The 16,794-nt window shown below is 74.4% G+C and carries 14 protein-coding genes; 7 read left to right on the top strand and 7 right to left on the bottom strand.

What is annotated here, in order from left to right:
- Positions 1 to 167 precede the first annotated feature (167 nt).
- Positions 168 to 1,268, top strand: coding sequence for a nitric oxide synthase oxygenase (locus ACZ3UD_RS15320; protein ID WP_465586989.1), 1,101 nt, complete (start codon positions 168 to 170; stop codon positions 1,266 to 1,268).
- A 95-nt stretch (positions 1,269 to 1,363) separates the two neighbouring features.
- On the opposite strand, the gene ACZ3UD_RS15325 is transcribed toward ACZ3UD_RS15320, so the two are convergent.
- On the bottom strand, positions 1,364 to 2,044 hold the full coding sequence (locus ACZ3UD_RS15325) for a TetR/AcrR family transcriptional regulator (protein WP_465586605.1): 681 nt from the start codon (positions 2,042 to 2,044) through the stop codon (positions 1,364 to 1,366).
- 176 nt (positions 2,045 to 2,220) lie between these two features.
- Between ACZ3UD_RS15325 and ACZ3UD_RS15330 the strand changes: the two genes are divergently transcribed.
- From ACZ3UD_RS15330 to ACZ3UD_RS15345, 4 genes are all read left to right on the top strand, one after another.
- Complete coding sequence (locus ACZ3UD_RS15330; protein ID WP_465586609.1) at positions 2,221 to 3,384, top strand: acyl-CoA dehydrogenase family protein; 1,164 nt, start codon at positions 2,221 to 2,223, stop codon at positions 3,382 to 3,384.
- Between the two features lie 27 nt (positions 3,385 to 3,411).
- Positions 3,412 to 4,611: a thiolase family protein gene (locus ACZ3UD_RS15335; RefSeq protein ID WP_465586612.1), complete on the top strand. Its 1,200-nt coding sequence runs from the start codon at positions 3,412 to 3,414 to the stop codon at positions 4,609 to 4,611.
- Between the two features lie 29 nt (positions 4,612 to 4,640).
- Entirely contained in the window at positions 4,641 to 5,399 is a 759-nt protein-coding gene (gene fabG / locus ACZ3UD_RS15340) for a 3-oxoacyl-ACP reductase FabG (protein ID WP_465586615.1), read from the top strand.
- Positions 5,400 to 5,686: 287 nt separating this feature from the next.
- Positions 5,687 to 7,081, top strand: a complete 1,395-nt coding sequence (locus tag ACZ3UD_RS15345; RefSeq protein ID WP_465586618.1) for a S53 family peptidase — start codon at positions 5,687 to 5,689, stop codon at positions 7,079 to 7,081.
- A gap of 221 nt (positions 7,082 to 7,302) precedes the next feature.
- Here ACZ3UD_RS15345 and ACZ3UD_RS15350 read toward each other — a convergent pair whose 3' ends face one another.
- Positions 7,303 to 9,318: a hypothetical protein gene (locus ACZ3UD_RS15350; RefSeq protein ID WP_465586621.1), complete on the bottom strand. Its 2,016-nt coding sequence runs from the start codon at positions 9,316 to 9,318 to the stop codon at positions 7,303 to 7,305.
- 372 nt (positions 9,319 to 9,690) lie between these two features.
- On the opposite strand from ACZ3UD_RS15350, the gene ACZ3UD_RS15355 reads away from it, so the two are divergent.
- Together ACZ3UD_RS15355 and ACZ3UD_RS15360 are read left to right on the top strand one after the other, a co-directional pair.
- Positions 9,691 to 10,275 carry an HAD domain-containing protein gene (locus ACZ3UD_RS15355; RefSeq protein WP_465586624.1) on the top strand — a complete coding sequence of 195 codons (585 nt, stop codon included), beginning with the start codon at positions 9,691 to 9,693 and terminating at the stop codon, positions 10,273 to 10,275.
- 2 nt (positions 10,276 to 10,277) lie between these two features.
- Positions 10,278 to 10,901 carry an FAD-dependent monooxygenase gene (locus ACZ3UD_RS15360; RefSeq protein WP_465586626.1) on the top strand — a complete coding sequence of 208 codons (624 nt, stop codon included), beginning with the start codon at positions 10,278 to 10,280 and terminating at the stop codon, positions 10,899 to 10,901.
- 76 nt (positions 10,902 to 10,977) lie between these two features.
- Here ACZ3UD_RS15360 and ACZ3UD_RS15365 read toward each other — a convergent pair whose 3' ends face one another.
- The 5 genes from ACZ3UD_RS15365 to ACZ3UD_RS15385 form a co-directional block, all read right to left on the bottom strand.
- On the bottom strand, positions 10,978 to 14,955 hold the full coding sequence (locus tag ACZ3UD_RS15365) for a LysM peptidoglycan-binding domain-containing protein (RefSeq protein WP_465586628.1): 3,978 nt from the start codon (positions 14,953 to 14,955) through the stop codon (positions 10,978 to 10,980).
- Entirely contained in the window at positions 14,955 to 15,338 is a 384-nt protein-coding gene (locus tag ACZ3UD_RS15370; RefSeq protein WP_393024585.1) for a hypothetical protein, read from the bottom strand. Before ACZ3UD_RS15370 ends, ACZ3UD_RS15365 begins: the two co-directional genes overlap by 1 nt.
- 278 nt (positions 15,339 to 15,616) lie before the next feature.
- Positions 15,617 to 16,102: a pilus assembly protein gene (locus tag ACZ3UD_RS15375; RefSeq protein ID WP_465586633.1), complete on the bottom strand. Its 486-nt coding sequence runs from the start codon at positions 16,100 to 16,102 to the stop codon at positions 15,617 to 15,619.
- Positions 16,099 to 16,473: a TadE/TadG family type IV pilus assembly protein gene (locus ACZ3UD_RS15380; RefSeq protein ID WP_465586636.1), complete on the bottom strand. Its 375-nt coding sequence runs from the start codon at positions 16,471 to 16,473 to the stop codon at positions 16,099 to 16,101. Before ACZ3UD_RS15380 ends, ACZ3UD_RS15375 begins: the two co-directional genes overlap by 4 nt.
- Positions 16,474 to 16,508: 35 nt before the next feature.
- A complete protein-coding gene (locus ACZ3UD_RS15385) occupies positions 16,509 to 16,793 on the bottom strand; it encodes a hypothetical protein (RefSeq protein ID WP_465586639.1) in 285 nt (94 codons plus the stop codon).
- Position 16,794: the final 1 nt, after the last annotated feature.

Consider the following 16,794-nt stretch of genomic DNA (forward strand, 5'->3'; position numbering starts at 1 on the left):
GTCCGTACGCCCACGCCCACAACCACGTCGGTGCACCGGGCGCGTTCCCGCAACCCGTCCCGGCGTCCGGACCACAGACGCCCGGACCGCAGACGCCCGGACCGCAGGCGTCCGGACCGCAGGCGTCCGGACCGCAGACGTCCGTACCGCACCCACCGGACCCGCAACTGCCGCCCGCGCCACCGCCGTTCACCGACCCGGACCAGGCCGCCGAGTTCATCCGCCAGTTCCACCGCGAGCAGCCCGCCGCCGGTGATCCGGAGCCGCGGCTGCGCGCCGTCCTGGACGAGATCGACCGCACCGGCAGCTACCCTCACACCCCCGCCGAACTCGCCTACGGCGCCAAGCTCGCCTGGCGCAACGCCGCCCGCTGCATCGGCCGGCTGTACTGGCGCAGCCTGGTGGTCCGCGACCTGCGCCACCTCTCCTCGGCCGACGACATCGCCGCCGGGTGCTTCGAGCACCTGCGGACGGCCGGCAACGGCGGACGGATCCGCCCGGTGATCTCGGTGTTCGCCCCCGACCGTCCGGGCCGACCGGCCGCCCGCATCCTCAACCAGCAGCTGGTCCGCTACGCCGGGCACCGGGTCGACGGCGCCCTGGTCGGCGACCCGGCGGGCGCCGTGCTCGCCGCCCGGGCCCGCGACCTCGGCTGGAAGTGCGCCGAGGAGCGCTTCGACGTGCTGCCGCTGATCATCCAGGAACGCCCGGGCGAGCGCCCCGTCTGGTACGAGCTGCCGGACGACACCACCCTGGAGGTGCCGCTCAGCCACCCCGGGTACGCGTGGTTCGCCGAACTCGGGCTGCGCTGGTACGCGGTGCCCGCGATCAGCGACATGACCCTGGAGATCGGCGGCGTGCGCTACCCCACCGCGCCGTTCAACGGCTGGTACATGGGCACCGAGATCGGCGCCCGCAACCTCGCCGACGCCGACCGCTACGACATGCTCGGCACCGTCGCCGAGCGGCTGGGCCTGGACACCTCCAGCGACCGCACGCTCTGGCGCGACCGCGCGCTGATCGAGCTCAACATCGCCGTGCTGCACTCCTTCCAGGAGGCCGGGGTGACGATCGCCGACCACCACACCGAGTCGGAGCGCTTCCTCAAGCACGTCGCCCAGGAGAAGCGGCTCGGCCGCCCGACCCCGGCGGACTGGAGCTGGATCGTGCCCCCGGTCTCCGGCGCGCTGACGCCGGTCTACCACCGGTACTACGACCCGGTGGACCCGGAGCAGCGGCCGGCCTTCACGGCCCGCGAGCCCTGGTAGGACCGGCCCGGCCCCGGCGCTGCGAACACGCGCCGGGGCTGCGAACGCGCGTCGGGGCTACGAACACGCGCCGGGGCTACGAACACGCGCCGGGGCTACGACCTCGCGGCGAACCGCTCGAAGCGCAGCACGAGTCCGTCCAGCATCGCCTCCAGGCCGGTCTCGAAGGCGCCCTCGTCCACCGTCCCCCGGTGCCCGGCCAGCCGGTGTGCCTCGCCGAGGTGCGGGTAGTCGGCCGCGTCGTAGACCCCGGCGTCCGCCGGGAAGCCGGCCGCGAAGGAGGCGAGCGCGGAGCCGGTGACGAAGTAGCGCATCAGCGCGCCGATCCGGGTGGCCTGGCCGCGCGGCCACCCGGACTCGACCAGGTGCCCGAAGACGGCGTCGGCCAGGCGCAGCGCGTTGGGCCGCCGCCCCGGGCCCTGGGCGAGCACCGGGACGATGTTGGGGTGGGCGGCCAGCGCGGCGCGGTAGGAGCGGGCCCAGTGGCGCAGCGCCTCGGGCCAGGGGGCCGTCGGCCTCGCCGGCCCGGTCGGGGGGCCGGGGTCCGCGCCGCCACTGAACATCGACAGGTCGACCTCGCCGATGACGCTGTCCACCACCGCGTCGAGCAGTTCGTCCTTGGTGCCGAAGTGGTTGTAGAGCGAGGGCCCGCTGACCGACAGCTCGGTGGCCAGGCGGCGGGTGGAGAGGGCGTCCAGCCCCTCCTCGTCGATCAGCCGCAGGGCGGCGGCGACGATGCGCTCGCGGCTGAGCAGCGGGGTGCGCGGACGGGCCATCGCGGTGACTTCCTCCGATTCCTCCGGCCGGCTCCCCCCGGTCGGGTGGGTGGGGGACCGATTCTGGCAGGTGCCTCTTTCCAGCGCGGGCCGCCCGGGGCTACAGTCCACCCGTAAAACTTGCAGCGCTAGTTTATCGGCCCGAAGCGTCCACCGGGCCCGAGTCGGGAGCCGCCGTGAACCTGGAGTTGACCGAGGAGCAGAGCGCCGTCCGGGACCTCGCCGCCGCCTTCACCGACCGCGAGATCGTGCCGTACGCCGCCGAGTGGGACCGCGTCGAGTCCGTGGACCGGGCGATCATCGGCAAGCTGGCCGAGCTGGGCTTCCTCGGCCTCACCATCCCCGAGGAGTACGGCGGGAGCGGCGGCGACCACCTCGCGTACTGCCTGGTGCTGGAGGAGCTCGGGCGCGGCGACTCGGCCGTGCGCGGGATCGTCTCGGTCTCGCTCGGCCTGGTCGGCAAGTCGATCAACAGCTACGGCACCGAGGAGCAGAAGCGGCACTGGCTGCCCCGGCTCACCTCCGGCGAGTCGCTCGGCTGCTTCGCGCTCACCGAGCCCGGCACCGGCTCGGACGCGGCCAATCTGACCACCCGGGCCGTCCGGGACGGCGACGACTGGCTGATCAGCGGCGCCAAGATGTTCATCACCAACGGCACCTGGGCCGACGTCGCGCTGGTCTTCGCCCGCACCGGCGGCGGCGAGCCCGAGCAGCGGGGCCACCGGGGCATCACCGCCTTCCTGGTCCCCACCGACCTGCCCGGCTTCGGCCGCACCACGATCCACGGCAAGCTCGGCCTGCGCGGCCAGGCCACCGCCGAACTCGCCCTGGACGACGTCCGGGTGCCCGACAGCGCCCGGCTCGGCGAGGTCGGCAAAGGCTTCACGGTGGCGATGGCGGCGCTGGCCAAGGGCCGGATGTCGGTCGCGGCCGGCTGCGTCGGCATCGCCCGCGCCTGCCTGGAGTCCGCCGTGCGCTACGCGGGCGAGCGCGAACAGTTCGGCCGGCCGATCGCCTCGCACCAGCTCGTCCAGGAACTGCTGGCCGGCATCGCGGTGGACGTCGAGGCCGCCCGGCTGCTCACCTGGAAGGTCGCCGACCACATCGAACGCGGCCTGCCCTTCGCCACCGAGTCCTCGATCGCCAAGCTCCACGCGAGCGAGGCCGCCGTCCGGGCCGCGAACAACGCGCTCCAGGTGTTCGGCGGCTACGGCTTCATCGACGAGTACCCGGTCGGCAAGTACCTGCGCGACGCGCGGGTGATGACCCTCTACGAGGGCACCAGCCAGATCCACCAACTGCTCATCGGGCGTGCCCTGACCGGCGTCAACGCCTTCTGACCCTCCTCCCCCGATAAGGAGCACGACGTGCGTCCCGTCTACTTCGCCGCCGCCCGCCGCACACCCATCGGCCGGCTGCGCGGAGCGCTCGCCACGGTCCGCCCGGACGACCTCTCGGCCACCGTGCTGCGCGCCCTGCTCGCCGACGTCCCCGCGCTCGACCCGGCCCGGATCGACGACGTCTACTGGGGCGCCGCCAACCAGGCCGGCGAGGACAACCGCAACGCCGCCCGGATGGCCGTCCTACTGGCCGGCCTGCCGGAGAGCGTCCCCGGAGCCACCGTCAACCGGCTCTGCGCCTCCGGCCTGGAGGCCGTCACCCTCGCCGCCCGGGCCATCGGCTCCGGCGAGGCCGACGTGGTGCTGGCCGGCGGCTGCGAGTCGATGACCCGCGCCCCCTTCGTCCTGCCCCGCCCCGACGAGGCGCTGCCGCACCGGATCGAGACCTACGACACCCGGCTCGGCTGGCGGCTCACCAACCCGCGGATGGCCGAGCTGCACGGCGTGCTCAGCATGGGCGAGACCGCCGAGGAGGTCGCCCTCCGGTACGGCATCGGCCGGGAGCGCCAGGACGCCTTCGCACTGCGCAGCCACCAGCGGGCCGCCGCCGCCCGCAAGGACGGGCACTTCGACGCCGAGCTGATCCCGGTCGAGCGGCCCGACGGGGTGACGGTCGGCCAGGACGAGGGCATCCGCGAGGACACCAGCCTGGAGAAGCTCGCCAAGCTCAAGCCGGCCTTCCGCCCGGGCGGCACCGTCACGGCCGGCAACGCCTCGCCGATGAACGACGGCGCGGCCGGGCTGGTCCTGGTCAGCGAGGAGGCGCTGCGCGACCTCGGGCTGCAGCCGCTCGGCCGGTACGTGGCCGGGGCCTCGGCCGGGGTGCACCCCGACGTCATGGGCATCGGACCGGTGCCCGCGACGCGGAGGGTGCTCGGACGGGCCGGCTGGACCCTCGCCGACCTGGACACCGCCGAGCTCAACGAGGCCTTCGCCGCCCAGGCGCTGGCCTCCGCCGACGGCATCGGGTTCAGCCCGGAGCAGGCCGACGAGGTGGTCAACCCGAGCGGCGGGGCGATCGCCCTCGGCCACCCGCTGGGCGGCTCGGGCGCCCGCATCCTGACCACCCTGCTGCACCGGATGCACCGCACCGGCGCCCGGCGCGGCCTGGCCACGATGTGCGTGGGCGTGGGTCAGGGTACGGCCGTGCTGGTCGAGAACGTCTGAGGGAGTTTCCAGTGATCGGAGGAACTGACATGGCCCGTTTCACGGGGAAGGTCGCCGTGGTGACCGGCGCGGCGCAGGGCATCGGCGCGGCCACCGCCCGCCGGCTGGCGGAGGAGGGCGCGGCGGTCGCCGTGGTCGACCTGACCGCCGAGCGGGCGGCCGGGACGGTCGCCGAGATCACCGCCAAGGGCGGCACCGCCCGGGCGTACGGCTGCGACGTGGCCGACTACGACTCCGTCGACGCGGTGTTCGCGCAGGTCGCGGAGGAACTCGGCGGGCTGCACATCCTGGTGAACAACGCCGGGATCACCCGGGACAACCTGTTCTTCAAGATGCCCAAGTCCGACTGGGACGCGGTGCTGACGGTCAACCTGACCAGCGCGTACAACTGCAGCCACGTGGCGCAGAAGTACATGGTGGCGCAGAAGTACGGGAAGATCGTCTCGCTCAGCTCGCGCTCCGCGCTCGGCAACCGGGGCCAGGCCAACTACGCGGCCGCCAAGGCCGGCATCCAGGGGCTCACCGCGACCCTGGCGATCGAGCTCGGGCCGTTCAACGTCAACGTCAACGCCGTCGCCCCCGGCTACATCGCCACCGCGATGACGGCGGCCACCGCCGAGCGGGTCGGCGCCACCGCCGAGGACCACCAGAGCGAGGTGGCCGCCCGCACGCCGCTGCGCCGGGTGGGGCAGCCGGAGGAGATCGCGTCGGTGGTCGCCTTCCTGGCCAGCGAGGACGCCTCGTACGTGAGCGGGCAGACGCTGTACGTCAACGGTGGGGCCCGGTGACCTGACGGAGGCTTACCCGAGGCCGGTCAACTTGGTAAACTTGGCCAACTCGGTGAAAAGTGTGAAATCGGTAAGACTTGACTGACGATTAGTCAGTCGGCCGTCCCAGATGCGGGGTTACCTTTTCCTGGGACGGCCTTTACCTTTTCGCGTGGCCGAGCATGACCATGCCGTTGATGGGACGACCCCACTAAATGACTATGGCATGATCATGCGGCAGTCGATGGGATGGCCGGACCGACCCGACCGGACCAAGGTCGGGCCCTGCGTCCCCCTCAAGGAGTCCCATGGGCAGCCCCGCTACCCTCCGCCGCGCCCTGGCTCTGCTCGCCGTGGGGGCCACCGCCCTCACCGCCGGCACCATCGCCGTACCGGCCGTCGGCACGGCGACCGCCGCCCCCGCGCACGACCTTGCGGGCGTCCACGTCCGCCCGGCCTCCTTCGGCCACCACAACGCCCAGGCGCGCGTCGCCCCGCTGAGCACCACCCAGTGCGTCAGCCAGATCGGCATCCACTGCTACTCGCCGCTGCAGTACCGCACCGCGTACAACCTGAACCCGCTGTACAAGGAGGGCGTGACCGGCAAGGGCCGCACGATCGTCATCGTCGACTCCTTCGGCTCGCCGACCATCCAGCACGACCTGGAGGTCTTCGACAAGCAGTGGGGCATCCCGGACACCCAGGTCGAGGTGCAGAAGTGGGGCAACGTCCCCGTCTTCGACCCGAAGAACCCCGACCACACCGGCTGGGCCGGCGAGACCACCCTGGACGTCGAGTACGCCCACGCGATCGCCCCCGACGCGCACATCATCCTGGTCGAGACCGGCGTCGCGGAGACCGAGGGCACCACCGGCCTGCCCGAGATGATGGACGCCGAGAAGGCCCTCATCAAGCAGGGCCGCGGCGATGTCATCTCGCAGAGCTTCGGCGCCACCGAGAACACCTTCCCGGGCTACGACAAGGGCGACTTCAAGTCGCTGACGGACCTGCGCTACGCCTTCAAGGCCGCCGCCGACCGCAACGTCACCGTGCTCGCCGCCTCCGGCGACAACGGCGCGACCGACTCGCAGCTCAACGGCACCGACCTGTACCCGTACAAGGTCAACTCCTGGCCGTCCTCGGACCCGCTGGTCACCTCCGTCGGCGGCACCCAGCTCACCCTGGACGACAACGGCAACCGCGCCGCGGCCGACAAGGTGTGGCACGACAAGTCCGGCGCCGGCGGCGGTGGCGTCTCCGGCATCTTCGAGCGCCCGTGGTACCAGGCCGGCGTCGCGAACGTCACCGGCAACCACCGTGGCACGCCCGACATCAGCATGAGCGCGGCCGTGGACGGCGCCGCCTGGACCTACGAGTCCTACGACCCGACCGCGGTCGGGTGGCACCTCACCGGCGGCACCAGCGAGGCCACCCCGCTGTTCTCGGGTGTCGTCGCCCTCGCCGACCAGCTGGCCGGCCACCGCCTCGGCCAGCTCAACTGGCGCATGTACGGCATGAGCATGCTCCCGAACCGGTGGAGCGGCATCGTCGACGTCAAGGACGGCGACAACGGCTGGAACGGCGTCACCGGCTACAACGCCACCGAGGGCTACGACCTCGCGAGCGGCCTCGGCACCATCGACGGCGCCAAGTTCGTCCACGCGCTCGCGGGCGACGTGCAGGGCGACGACGACCAGCAGTAAGTAGTGGTCGGTCGTGGTCGGTGCGTGACCACTGACGACCGGCTTCTGACGGCTGACAAGCAACAGCGAACGGATAACAGATTTCGAAATCTGTTATCCGTTCGCTGTTTTCTGTCTTCTGTTTTCTGTCTTCTGTCAGGTGGAGGCCGGTAGTTGCCGATCGTCAGCCGCCGACCGTCGGCTGCCGGCCCGACAACCGCCAGGCGGCAGCCGACCGGGCGTCAGGCCTGCTCGGCCGGGGCCGGGCTGGCGGCCAGCTGGGCGAGGTAGCGCTCGGCGGCGCGGAGCTTGCGGCCGTCGCGGCCGGGGAGGTGGGCGCGCAGCTCGATGATCTCCGGGGCGATGCGGATGGCCTCCGTACGGTCGGTGATCGAGCGCCAGCAGGCCTCGGCGTTGGTGGCCGCCTGCTGGGTCTCCGGGTGGTTCGCGCCCTGGGAGCGGAGCAGCGTCAGGGCGACCTCGCGGTAGATGTCGGCCGCCTCGGCCGTTCGGCCCGCGAGCCGGCACACGTGCGCGCGCACCTGCCGCACCTGGAGGACGGGCTCGGAGACGGCGCCGTGTTCGGCGATCGCCTCCAGTTCGAGCGCGAAGGCGAGGTCGGTGGCGGCGGCGTGGTCCCCGGCGTCGGCGCTGCGGACGATCCGTCCGATGACCTCGCGGTAGTCCGCGCGGGGCGCGTTGGCGGCCGGGGGCCCTGCGACGGCCTCGGCCGGGGTCTCGGCCGCCGTCTCGGCCGGGGTCTCGGCCAGTGCAGGCGGCTGATCGGCGGGCGCCTCCTCGGCCGGGACCCGATCCTGCGGCACCTCGCCCGTCGGCGCGGCTTCGACCGGCGTGGCTTCGACCGGTACGGCGTCGACCGGTACGGCGTCCCGGGGCTCCTCCGCGACCTCGACGGTTTCAGCGGCCTCGGCAACCGGCTCAACCGGCTCGGCGACCTCCTCAGCCCCCGGAACGGCCGCAGCCACCTCGCCAGCCTCGTCCACGGGCTCCAGCTCCAGCTCCAGCTCCGGCTGCGGCTGCGGCTTGCGCAGCGTCACGCCCGCCGGCCGCACGATCTCCGCCGCCGACGCATCGGCCGGGACGGGCTTGTGCAGGCTCACGCTCGACGCCTCGTCAGGCTGCTCGCCCGCCTTCACCAGGCTGACCGGCTTGGCCGGTCGCGGCGGCGTGGGCGGCACGCCCGGCTTGATCAGGCTCACCAGGCCGTCCACCGGCGGAACCGGCACCGACCGCTCGGCCACCGCGCCGTCCGCCCCGGCCTGACGCGGCAGCGGCGGCACCGGGGGCAGCGGACGCTCCGCCGCGACCGCGTCCGACACCGCGACGCCGTCCATCACCGGCATGGCGTCCGCCGCCGGACCCGCATCCGTCATCGGCACGGCGTCCATCACCGGCAGCACCTCGGCCACCGGAACCTCGCCGCGGCGGGCGGTGTTGCGGAAGACCGGGCGGTCCGGGACGTGCGTGGCCAGGATGACCACGTCCGGCCGCAGCACCGAGTACACCTGCTGCCGCAGTTGCTCGGGCGCGAGCACGTCGCCCGCGCCGGGGCGGCCGCCGTGCAGCGCCTCGATCAGGGCACGGGTGAAGGTGCCGATCTGCTCCGGGTCCGGGCTGACGACCGCCCACAGCGGGATGCCCTCGCTGAGCGGCGAGACGGTGCCCTGGAGGTACGGCCAGGCGTTCTGGTCGGCGCTCAGGTCGGCGATGACCAGGGTCTGCCACTCGGCCGGACGGTGGCTCAGCTCCGCGGCGATGGCCTGCCAGGGCAGCCCGTCCTGCCTGGAGTCGCGCAGGGTCAGCTGGAGCTGGCCGCCGCGCTTGTCGGCGACCACGTGCCCGCCCAGGTGCACCAGCAGCGGCCCGGGGTGCCGGGAGGCGGCGCGCAGGTGGGCGAGGACGGTGTGCGGGTCGCTTGCGCCGGGGAGGTGGACGGCGTCCACCGCGTCCGCGGCGAGCAGCACCTGCGGCGAGACGGCGGCCAGCATCGCGGACAGCACCGGCGCCTGGGCCGGTCCGCCCCGGCCCCAGGTGCGGCGGCCGGAGTTGCCGTACCCGCCCTCGATCACCAGGATCCGGCCGCGCGGCGCCGTGCCCAGCCCGCCCGGCCCGCCCGTACCGGCGGACGCACCGCCCGGGACGGTGAACGGCGGCGGCGTGGTCGAGGCCGGCGCGCCCGCGGCGGGCAGGCCGGTGAGGGTCCATCCGGTGGGCGCGACCGGCGGCGCGGGTGGCACCGAAGCGGGCGTGGCCGGCGCGGCCGCGGCAGGGGGCGCCGGGTGCGCTGCCGGGGGCGCGGGCGGCGGCTCGTACAGCGCGGCGGGCCCAGGCGGGTGTTCCTCGGCGGGCAGGCGGGCAGGCGGCGGCGGTACGGCGTCCCAGGGGCCCGAGTCCGCGGCTGGCTCGGGACCTCCGGAAACAGGTGTCGTCTCCGCCATCTTCTGGTCACCGCCCCGCCCCGCCGCTGCCGCGGCGTCTGATGCCCTTGCCTGCGTGGTGCCTGCCACCACCTTCCGTGCGCGCCACCCTACGAGATCCCGGCACACCCGTTCCAGGCCGGGTACCGATCGGCGCGCTACACGGCTCGCAGCGCCCGCTATCCTGCCGCCATGACCGGCTCCGGTGCGCCCCTGCTCTTCCTCGACGTCGACGGACCGCTCATTCCCTTCGGCGCCCCGCCCCCGGGGGGCTACCCCACCTACCCAGGCCCGGATCCGTCCGGGAACCCGCTGGTGGCCCGGGTCGACCCGGCGCTCGGGCGGCGATTGCTGGCCCTGCCCTGCGAACTGGTGTGGGCCACCACCTGGCTGGACGATGCCAACGACTGCCTCTCGCCCCGGCTGGGCCTGCCGCAACTGCCCGTCGTGGACTGGCCGGTGGCGGACGACGAGGACGGCGGGGACGACGAATCCGGCGGGACCGGCGGGAGCGGCGGGAGCGGCGGGAACGGCGGACCGCACTGGAAGACCCGCCCGCTGGTCGCCGTGGCGGCCGGACGCCCGTTCGCCTGGGTGGACGACGAGATCACCCCCGCCGACCACCGCTGGGTCGAGGCCCACTCCCCCGCACCCGTCCTGCTGCACCGCGTCGATCCCCAAATCGGGCTCACCGACGCCGACTTCAACACCCTCGACACCTGGCTGCGCACGGTGGCCCGACCGGCTACCCGAGGGCAACGAAGGCTGGGGGCGTAGCCGTGTACCTGCCTGAGCACGACGTGTCGCGGGTTCAGCACTGGGTGATGAACGCGTTCGTCGCCGAGCGCTTCCATCACGGCCGGATCCTGCTGACTGGCGATGCCGCGCACGCGGTCCCCATCGTCGGCGGCCTGGGCATGAACACCGGGATCGCCGATGCGCACAACCTGTGCTGGAAGCTGGCGGACGTCCTCCGTGGGTGGGCCGAACCTAGTCTGTTGGAAAGCTACGAGACGGAGCGGCAACCCGTCGCCCGCCGGACTCTCCACCGAGCGGTGGCGAACACCCGACTTCTCCTCCACGCGCAGAACCGGCGGCGAGAGCAGCGCCGACTCGGCGAAGCAGCGCCGGCCCACGTCGAACTTCCCTGGTCGGAGCGGCACTTCGCTCAACTCGGTCTCGTGCTCGGCGTCACCTACCGCTCAAACGCACTGGGAGCAACAATCCACCGCACCACGGCCGTTGCACATCGAGCCCTTCCCAGCGAGCACACCGACCTCTGCGGCCTCCGCCCACACGGAGCACTACTCATCCGACCCGACGGCCACATCGGCGCCCGCTCGCGCGACTGCCCGTCGAGCGACGCCGCCCTCCGCCAGGCCCTCACCACGATCACCCGCTAGACACCCTCCGACAGTTCAGCGCCCCATGGCGCGACAGTGCTCACGGAATCGTGGACCCTGGAAGGAGCTGAGCTCCTCAGGAGCCGGCCAGCAGGTCACGCAGCAGGGCGACCGTGTCGGCGTCCAGGTCGCGGCCGGTGCGGCGGCTCAGGGCGTCCAGGCGGTTGACGGCGCGCAGGAGTTGGTCCCGGGCACCGGCCGAGGCGTAGGCGTAGAAGAGGTCCCGGTGCAGCAGTTCGACGTCCGGGGCGACGGCGAGGCCGCGGAAGACGGCGGCCTCGGCGCTTCGGTGGTCGCCGTACTGGAGGCGGCGGGCGGCGAGTTCGTGGGCGGTGTCGACGATGGCGGCGATCATGTCCTGGCGCTCGGCCTCGGCCCATCCGTAGGAGGCGGGCGGGGCCTCGGCGAACGGGGCGCCGCGGACCAGGGCCAGGGCGTGGGCGAGGGCGGCGTCGGCGGTGGCGCTGGTGCTGCGCATGCCGCGCCGGTAGAGGCTGCGGAACTCGTCCCAGTCGCAAGTGACGGCCGGGGCGAAGGCGTAGCCGTCGGTGGCCTCGGTGGACAGGTAGGCACGGCCCTCGCCGGAGGCGCCGAACCAGGCGGCCAGGTCGGCGATTTTGGCCGGGAGCGGGCTCTTGGCGTCGGCGGCGGTGGGGTGCGGGTCCAGGTGCGCGGCGCCGGGGTGCAGGTCGTGGTCGAGCGCGTGGCGGTCGGAGCCGGGGCGCAGCGCGAGGTAGACGGCGAGCTCGGTCAGCCGGGACAGCGCGCCGGGTTCGACGGTGCCGAAGGTGCCGGCCACGTCGATCGGGCCGAGCAGGCGGATCCGGGGGGCGTTGCGCGGGGTGTGCGCCTCCGGGGAGCGGAGGATGGCGAGCAGGTCGTCGCTGTCGCTGCGGCCGGGGGTGCTCCGGGCGACCGGCGCGACCGCGGCCGGTCCGGGCTTCACCTCCGGCTCCACCCGCTCCTCGGTGTCGGCCGCGCGCTCCGCGACGGAGCCGGGCTCCGGCCGGGACGGCACGCGCGGGTCGACGCCGGTGGGCGCGGGCGCGCTCTGGTGCGTCGGGGCGGGCTCGGCAGGCGCCGGGGCAGGCACGGCGGGCGTCCGAGCGGGCGCGGGGACGGGCACGGCGGCCGACTGCGGCGCCACGGGTTGGACGGGCTGGACGGGCAGGACGACCACCGGGGGGTCGGCCGGCATCACCTCGGCAGCCTCGGCCGTATCCACCGGAGCGTCCGTGGAATCGACCGGCTCGCCCGGCAGCCGCAGGTCGCGGGTGGTCTCATCGGCGGCCTGCCCGGCCCCGGCGGCGCCCTGCTCGGTCTCCGTGGCGGTCTTTCCGGTCTCGGCCGCCGCCTGCCGCCCCTGCCCGTTGACGGCGAACCTCGCCGGGCCGGCCGGTGTGGGGACGGGGACCGGAGCGGGGGCGGGCGTCGCCGGGTCGGTGCCCGCGAACGGGCTGACGCCGGTGCCGATGACCCGGGTCAGCAGCCGGGGCCCGGCGGTCGTGTCCGCGCCCTCCCCGGCCGCCCCGGCCTCCCCGGCCTCCGCCGCCGGAGCGCCGACGACGGCCAGCGCCGGTACGACGGGCGGCAGTTCGGCGGTGTCCGCGTCGTCGTCCGGATCCGGGTCGAGGCCGGGACCGTCCAGGGTCCAGGCGGGCGCCGGGTGCTGGGTGGCGTCGTCGGCGGCCCGGAGGAGTTCGGCGATCTGGTCGTACTGCTGTCCGTCGAGCCGCTGGAGTTCGACGGTCAGGTGCAGGCCGGGGATGGCGGCCTGGCCGGTGGCGGGCAGGGTCCAGCGGGCGACCGGGCCGGTGCCGCGCTCGGGGGCGAGGGTGATGACGGCGACGCAGGTGCGCGGACGGGCGTCCAGCAGACGGCCGAGCTCGGCGGGGGTACCGCCGCCGGGCTGCTGGGCGCAGAGCACGATCTCGGGCACCCAGGACTCGTCCGCCTGCCCCCGGCTGCGGGCCTCGCGCGGGCTGGAGGCCTCGGCGGCCATCAGGGTGGCACGGGCCTTGGCGGTGCGCGGGCCGAGGGCGGCCAGCGCGGCCTCCAGGGTGGGGTGGCGGTGGACGCGCTCGGCGGCCGGGCCGCTGATCGGCACCTCCTCGGCGAGGTCCACCAGGTGCAGGTGGAGCCGGTCGGCCAGCGGGCTGTGGGCCAGTTCGATGGCCAGGGTGCGCAGGACGTCGCGGCCGTCGTCGGGGTGTCCGGAGAGGTGGAGCAGCCGAACGGCCTCCAGGTCGGCGAGGACCACCGAGCCGTCGGGCGAGGTGCCGAGGGTGACCAGCGCCGGGTAGGGCGCGGCGGTCTTGCGGGCCTGGGCCGCGCTCAGCAGGTCGCCGGACTCCTCGCTGCACCACCAGACGTTGGCGGCGTGCGCGGCGCGGAACGGCGCGATCGGCGTGGCCGGTCCGGACAGGTGCAGCTCGATGGTGTGGCCGGGGGTGATCCGGGCCGCGACGATGGCCGGCAGCCGCTTGCCGCCGCGCACGGTGTTGCGGGCCAGGGTGCGCAGGGCGCGGTCCAGCAGTTCGAGCCCGGCCTGGTCCTGCCGGACGATCAGCTCGTTCTCGAACGCGGCGGCCTCGGCGGCGGGCATCGCGATGCGGTGCAGGGGGCGGCGGGCGCGCAGCTGGGTGCCGCGCTTGTAGGCGACGGTGCCGACCATCATGGCGGCGAGCAGGACGCCGACGGTGGAGGCGGCCAGGGCGACGGTGTAGTCGCCCTCAGACGCCGGGTCGGCGTGCGCGGCGGGGGCGGGCACGGGTGTGTGGGCGGGCGCGGGCGTCTGGGCGGCCGGGGCGGCCTGCGACGCACCCGGCGTGGGCGCAGCCGGCGTCGGGGCGGCCTGCTCGGGAGCGGGCGCGGGCGTCTGCTCCGGCGCCGGAGCGGGCGCGGGCGCGGGCGTCTGGGCGGCCGGGGCGTCCGTCCCCGGCACCGTGAGCACCATCCCCGGCACCAGTACGTCCGGGTCGGTCAACCGTTCCCCGTCCGGCGCCTGCACCCCCTTGTTGGCCTCGAAGAGCTTCGGCCAGGCCTCGCCGTCCCCCAACTCCCGCTGGGCGATGGCCGACAGGCTGTCCCCGGCCTGGACGGTCACCGTCTTCTGCCCGCCCGCGCCCGGCTCCGCCCCGGGCTGCGGCGACTGCGCGGGAGCCTGGGCCTGCGCCTGACCGGCAGCCGGAGCGGGGGCCTGAGCCGGGGCCTGCGCGGGCGCCTTCGCCTCGTCCGCCTTGGCGTCCGGCGGCATCAGCAGCTCCCAGCCGGGCTGGATCGGCCGGTCCGCGTCGAAGCGGACGCCCGAATCGTCCATCACCCGGCCGTCGTTGAGCCTGGCGATCTCCACCCACCGTTCACCGGAGCCCAGTTGGCGCTCCGCGATGGACCACAGGCTGTCCGCCGGCCGGCTGTCCCGGACGGTGTACGTGGGGTGCTGCTCGGCAGCCGGGCTCAGCGCGGGCGCGGACTGGGCCGCGGGCAGCGCGGCCCGCTGCGCACCGGGGGTCAGCTGCGCCTGGGCGACCGGGTGGTGGGCCAGCTCCGGCACCGCGGCGAAGGCCGAACCGGCCACCGGCAGCAGCGCGAGCACCGAGCCGACCAGCCCGGCCGCGAGCCGCTGGCTCCAGCCGAAGGCCGGGATCCGCCGGGCGATCCGGCCGCGCAGCTGGGCCGGGATCTCCAACAGGACGGAGAGCGCGAAGCACGCCCAGGCCAGCCACCCGACCACCACCAGCAGCCAGAGGAACAGCCGCCCGTCGTCCGGGCTGGTGAGCGCCTCGCCCACACCGCCCGGGGCGACCTCCCCCATCGAGGCGACCGCGTGGGTGCCGTACAGCAGCAGCGCGGGGACGCCGAACAGCAGGGCGAGCAGGGTGAGCAGCGCGGCGAGCGCGGTGAGCAGCGCGCCGCCGCGGCCGCGTCCGGCCCGGTGCGCGCTTCGACTCCGACCCCTCGCGGTTCGATCCCGGTCGTTCCCCGGCCCGGTCCCGGTCCGGCCGGTACGGGCCGGGGCAGTTCGGGCCTGGTCCTTGGCACGTGGCGCGGCCATCAGTCGGTCTCCGCTTTCTCGACTCCGTGGACGAGGGTCGCACTGCCCTTGCCCGTTACCTTCCGCTGCCCGAGGGCACCCAGCAGGACCGGCCGGTAGTCGGCCCGCACCGTGACGGTGACGACCTTGCCGTCACCGGAGAACTCGACGCCGTCGGCGTGCAGCCCGTACAGCCCGAGGTAGGCGTCGGCGGCCTGCTTGACGTAGTCCTGCCGGACCTTGAAGCCCTTGCCCTGCAGCACGGCCGCCTGGTCGAGCTGCTGGCCTCCGACACGCGCGGCCTCCTGGGCGTACGCGTCGGTACGCTCGGCGACCCGCAGTCGGCCGCCGGCGTCGATCACCAGGGCGATGACGAGCACCAGGTAGGCCGCGCAGATCGCCACGAAGAGGGCGACCGCGCCCCGGTCCGACCGGCGAAGGCCCCGGTGAACCCGGCGGTCACGGCAAACCCGGCAAACCCGGCAAACCCGGTGAAGCCGTCGACGCCGCAGGCCGCTCAGCACTCGCACCCCCTCCCGCCGATCCGCACGATGTCTCCCCACCGGCCCCCACCGGGCGCCACTCGGTGCCGTTGCGTCATCCCCCGAGCGCTCTCCGCTTGCGTCTCCCCCGCACGGGCCGTCCCCAATCCCCCGATCGCCCGTCACGGCCCGCGCCGCCGTCATGTGCCGCGGTAGCGGTCCACCACGGAGGTGAACTCCCCGACGAGGTGCTTCGTCACGGGCACGCCGGAGGGTCCGCCGAGCAGGTCGGCGAGTTCGACGTCGCAGACCACGGTGACCTTGACGGTGGCGACCGGGCCGTCCGGCAGCTCCAACTCGCCCGGGTCCAGCCGGACGTCGTCGTTCCGGCAGGAGACGCCCTGCTGGCGCAGCGTTTCGAGGGCGGAGTCCTTGGCCGGCTTGTCCATCCCGGTGACGCTGCGCTGCAGCGAGGCCGTCCGGGCTCCGGCACGGGCGGCGGCCTCGACCGTGCCGGCCGCGGTCTGCACCCTTCCGGCGGCGATCGCCAGCAGGACCAGCCCGACCACACCCGGCACCACGATCACCGCCTCGATCGCGATCCCGCCCCGGTCCCGCCGTCGCGGGCGCCACCGCGGCCCCCGCCGCCCGGCGCCATCGCGCGCCGTCACGGCACGAGTGCTCACTTCGCCACCACCGGCGGAACGAAGCGCTCGCGCGGCGCCTCGGCGTACTGCCGGATGCCGGGCCCCGTGAGCCCGGGTATCAGCAGCGGGGGCGTCAGCTCCACGGTGACCTTGATCCTCTCGGACGTGCTGCCGTCCGTGACCACCTCGTACCCGTGGACGCCCTGCCGGTCCAGGAAGTCCCGGGCCTGCCGCCGGGCGGCCTCGTCCTTCACCTCGTCCGTCCTGTTCCCCTGCACCCGCCCGGCGTCCACGCCCTCGCGGGCGGCACTGAGCGCGACCTGGCGGTCGTACCACCACAGCGAGGCCTGGACGACGAGCAGAACGAGCAGCAGGACGACCGGGAAGACGATGGCGAGGCTGATGCTCATCGACCCCCGGTCGCCGCGGCGGCGAGGCATGCGGATCACTTGGAGGCGCCGCCCGCGCCGCCGGGCATGTTCGGATCCTGGTCGACCTTGGTGACCACCTTGTCCTTCAGCAGGTACAGAGCGGTCGCGACGGCGCCCGCGACGAACACCAACGCGATGATGGCGAGGGCGAGTTCGATGCTGATGGCGCCGCGGTCGCCGCGCGCGCGGGCGGCGCGCAGCCGGCCCAGCCGGAGCGTGAACAGCAGCAGGGCGAACTGCACGGGCAGCAGGACGGGCCGCAGCACCCGGCCGGCCAGCTGGGCGAGTCGTACGGACATC

The sequence above is a fragment of the Kitasatospora sp. NPDC023118 genome, assembly GCF_055560875.1.

What these genes read in the sequence shown, in the direction of transcription:
- ACZ3UD_RS15345 (WP_465586618.1), top strand. Translation starts at nt 5,687, where the DNA reads ATGGGCAGCCCCGCTACCCTCCGCCGCGCCCTGGCTCTGCTCGCCGTG.
- ACZ3UD_RS15355 (WP_465586624.1), top strand. Translation starts at nt 9,691, where the DNA reads ATGACCGGCTCCGGTGCGCCCCTGCTCTTCCTCGACGTCGACGGACCG.
- ACZ3UD_RS15380 (WP_465586636.1), bottom strand. Translation starts at nt 16,473, where the DNA reads ATGAGCATCAGCCTCGCCATCGTCTTCCCGGTCGTCCTGCTGCTCGTT.
- ACZ3UD_RS15325 (WP_465586605.1), bottom strand. Translation starts at nt 2,044, where the DNA reads ATGGCCCGTCCGCGCACCCCGCTGCTCAGCCGCGAGCGCATCGTCGCC.
- fabG (WP_465586615.1), top strand. Translation starts at nt 4,641, where the DNA reads ATGGCCCGTTTCACGGGGAAGGTCGCCGTGGTGACCGGCGCGGCGCAG.
- ACZ3UD_RS15385 (WP_465586639.1), bottom strand. Translation starts at nt 16,793, where the DNA reads ATGTCCGTACGACTCGCCCAGCTGGCCGGCCGGGTGCTGCGGCCCGTC.
- ACZ3UD_RS15365 (WP_465586628.1), bottom strand. Translation starts at nt 14,955, where the DNA reads ATGGCCGCGCCACGTGCCAAGGACCAGGCCCGAACTGCCCCGGCCCGT.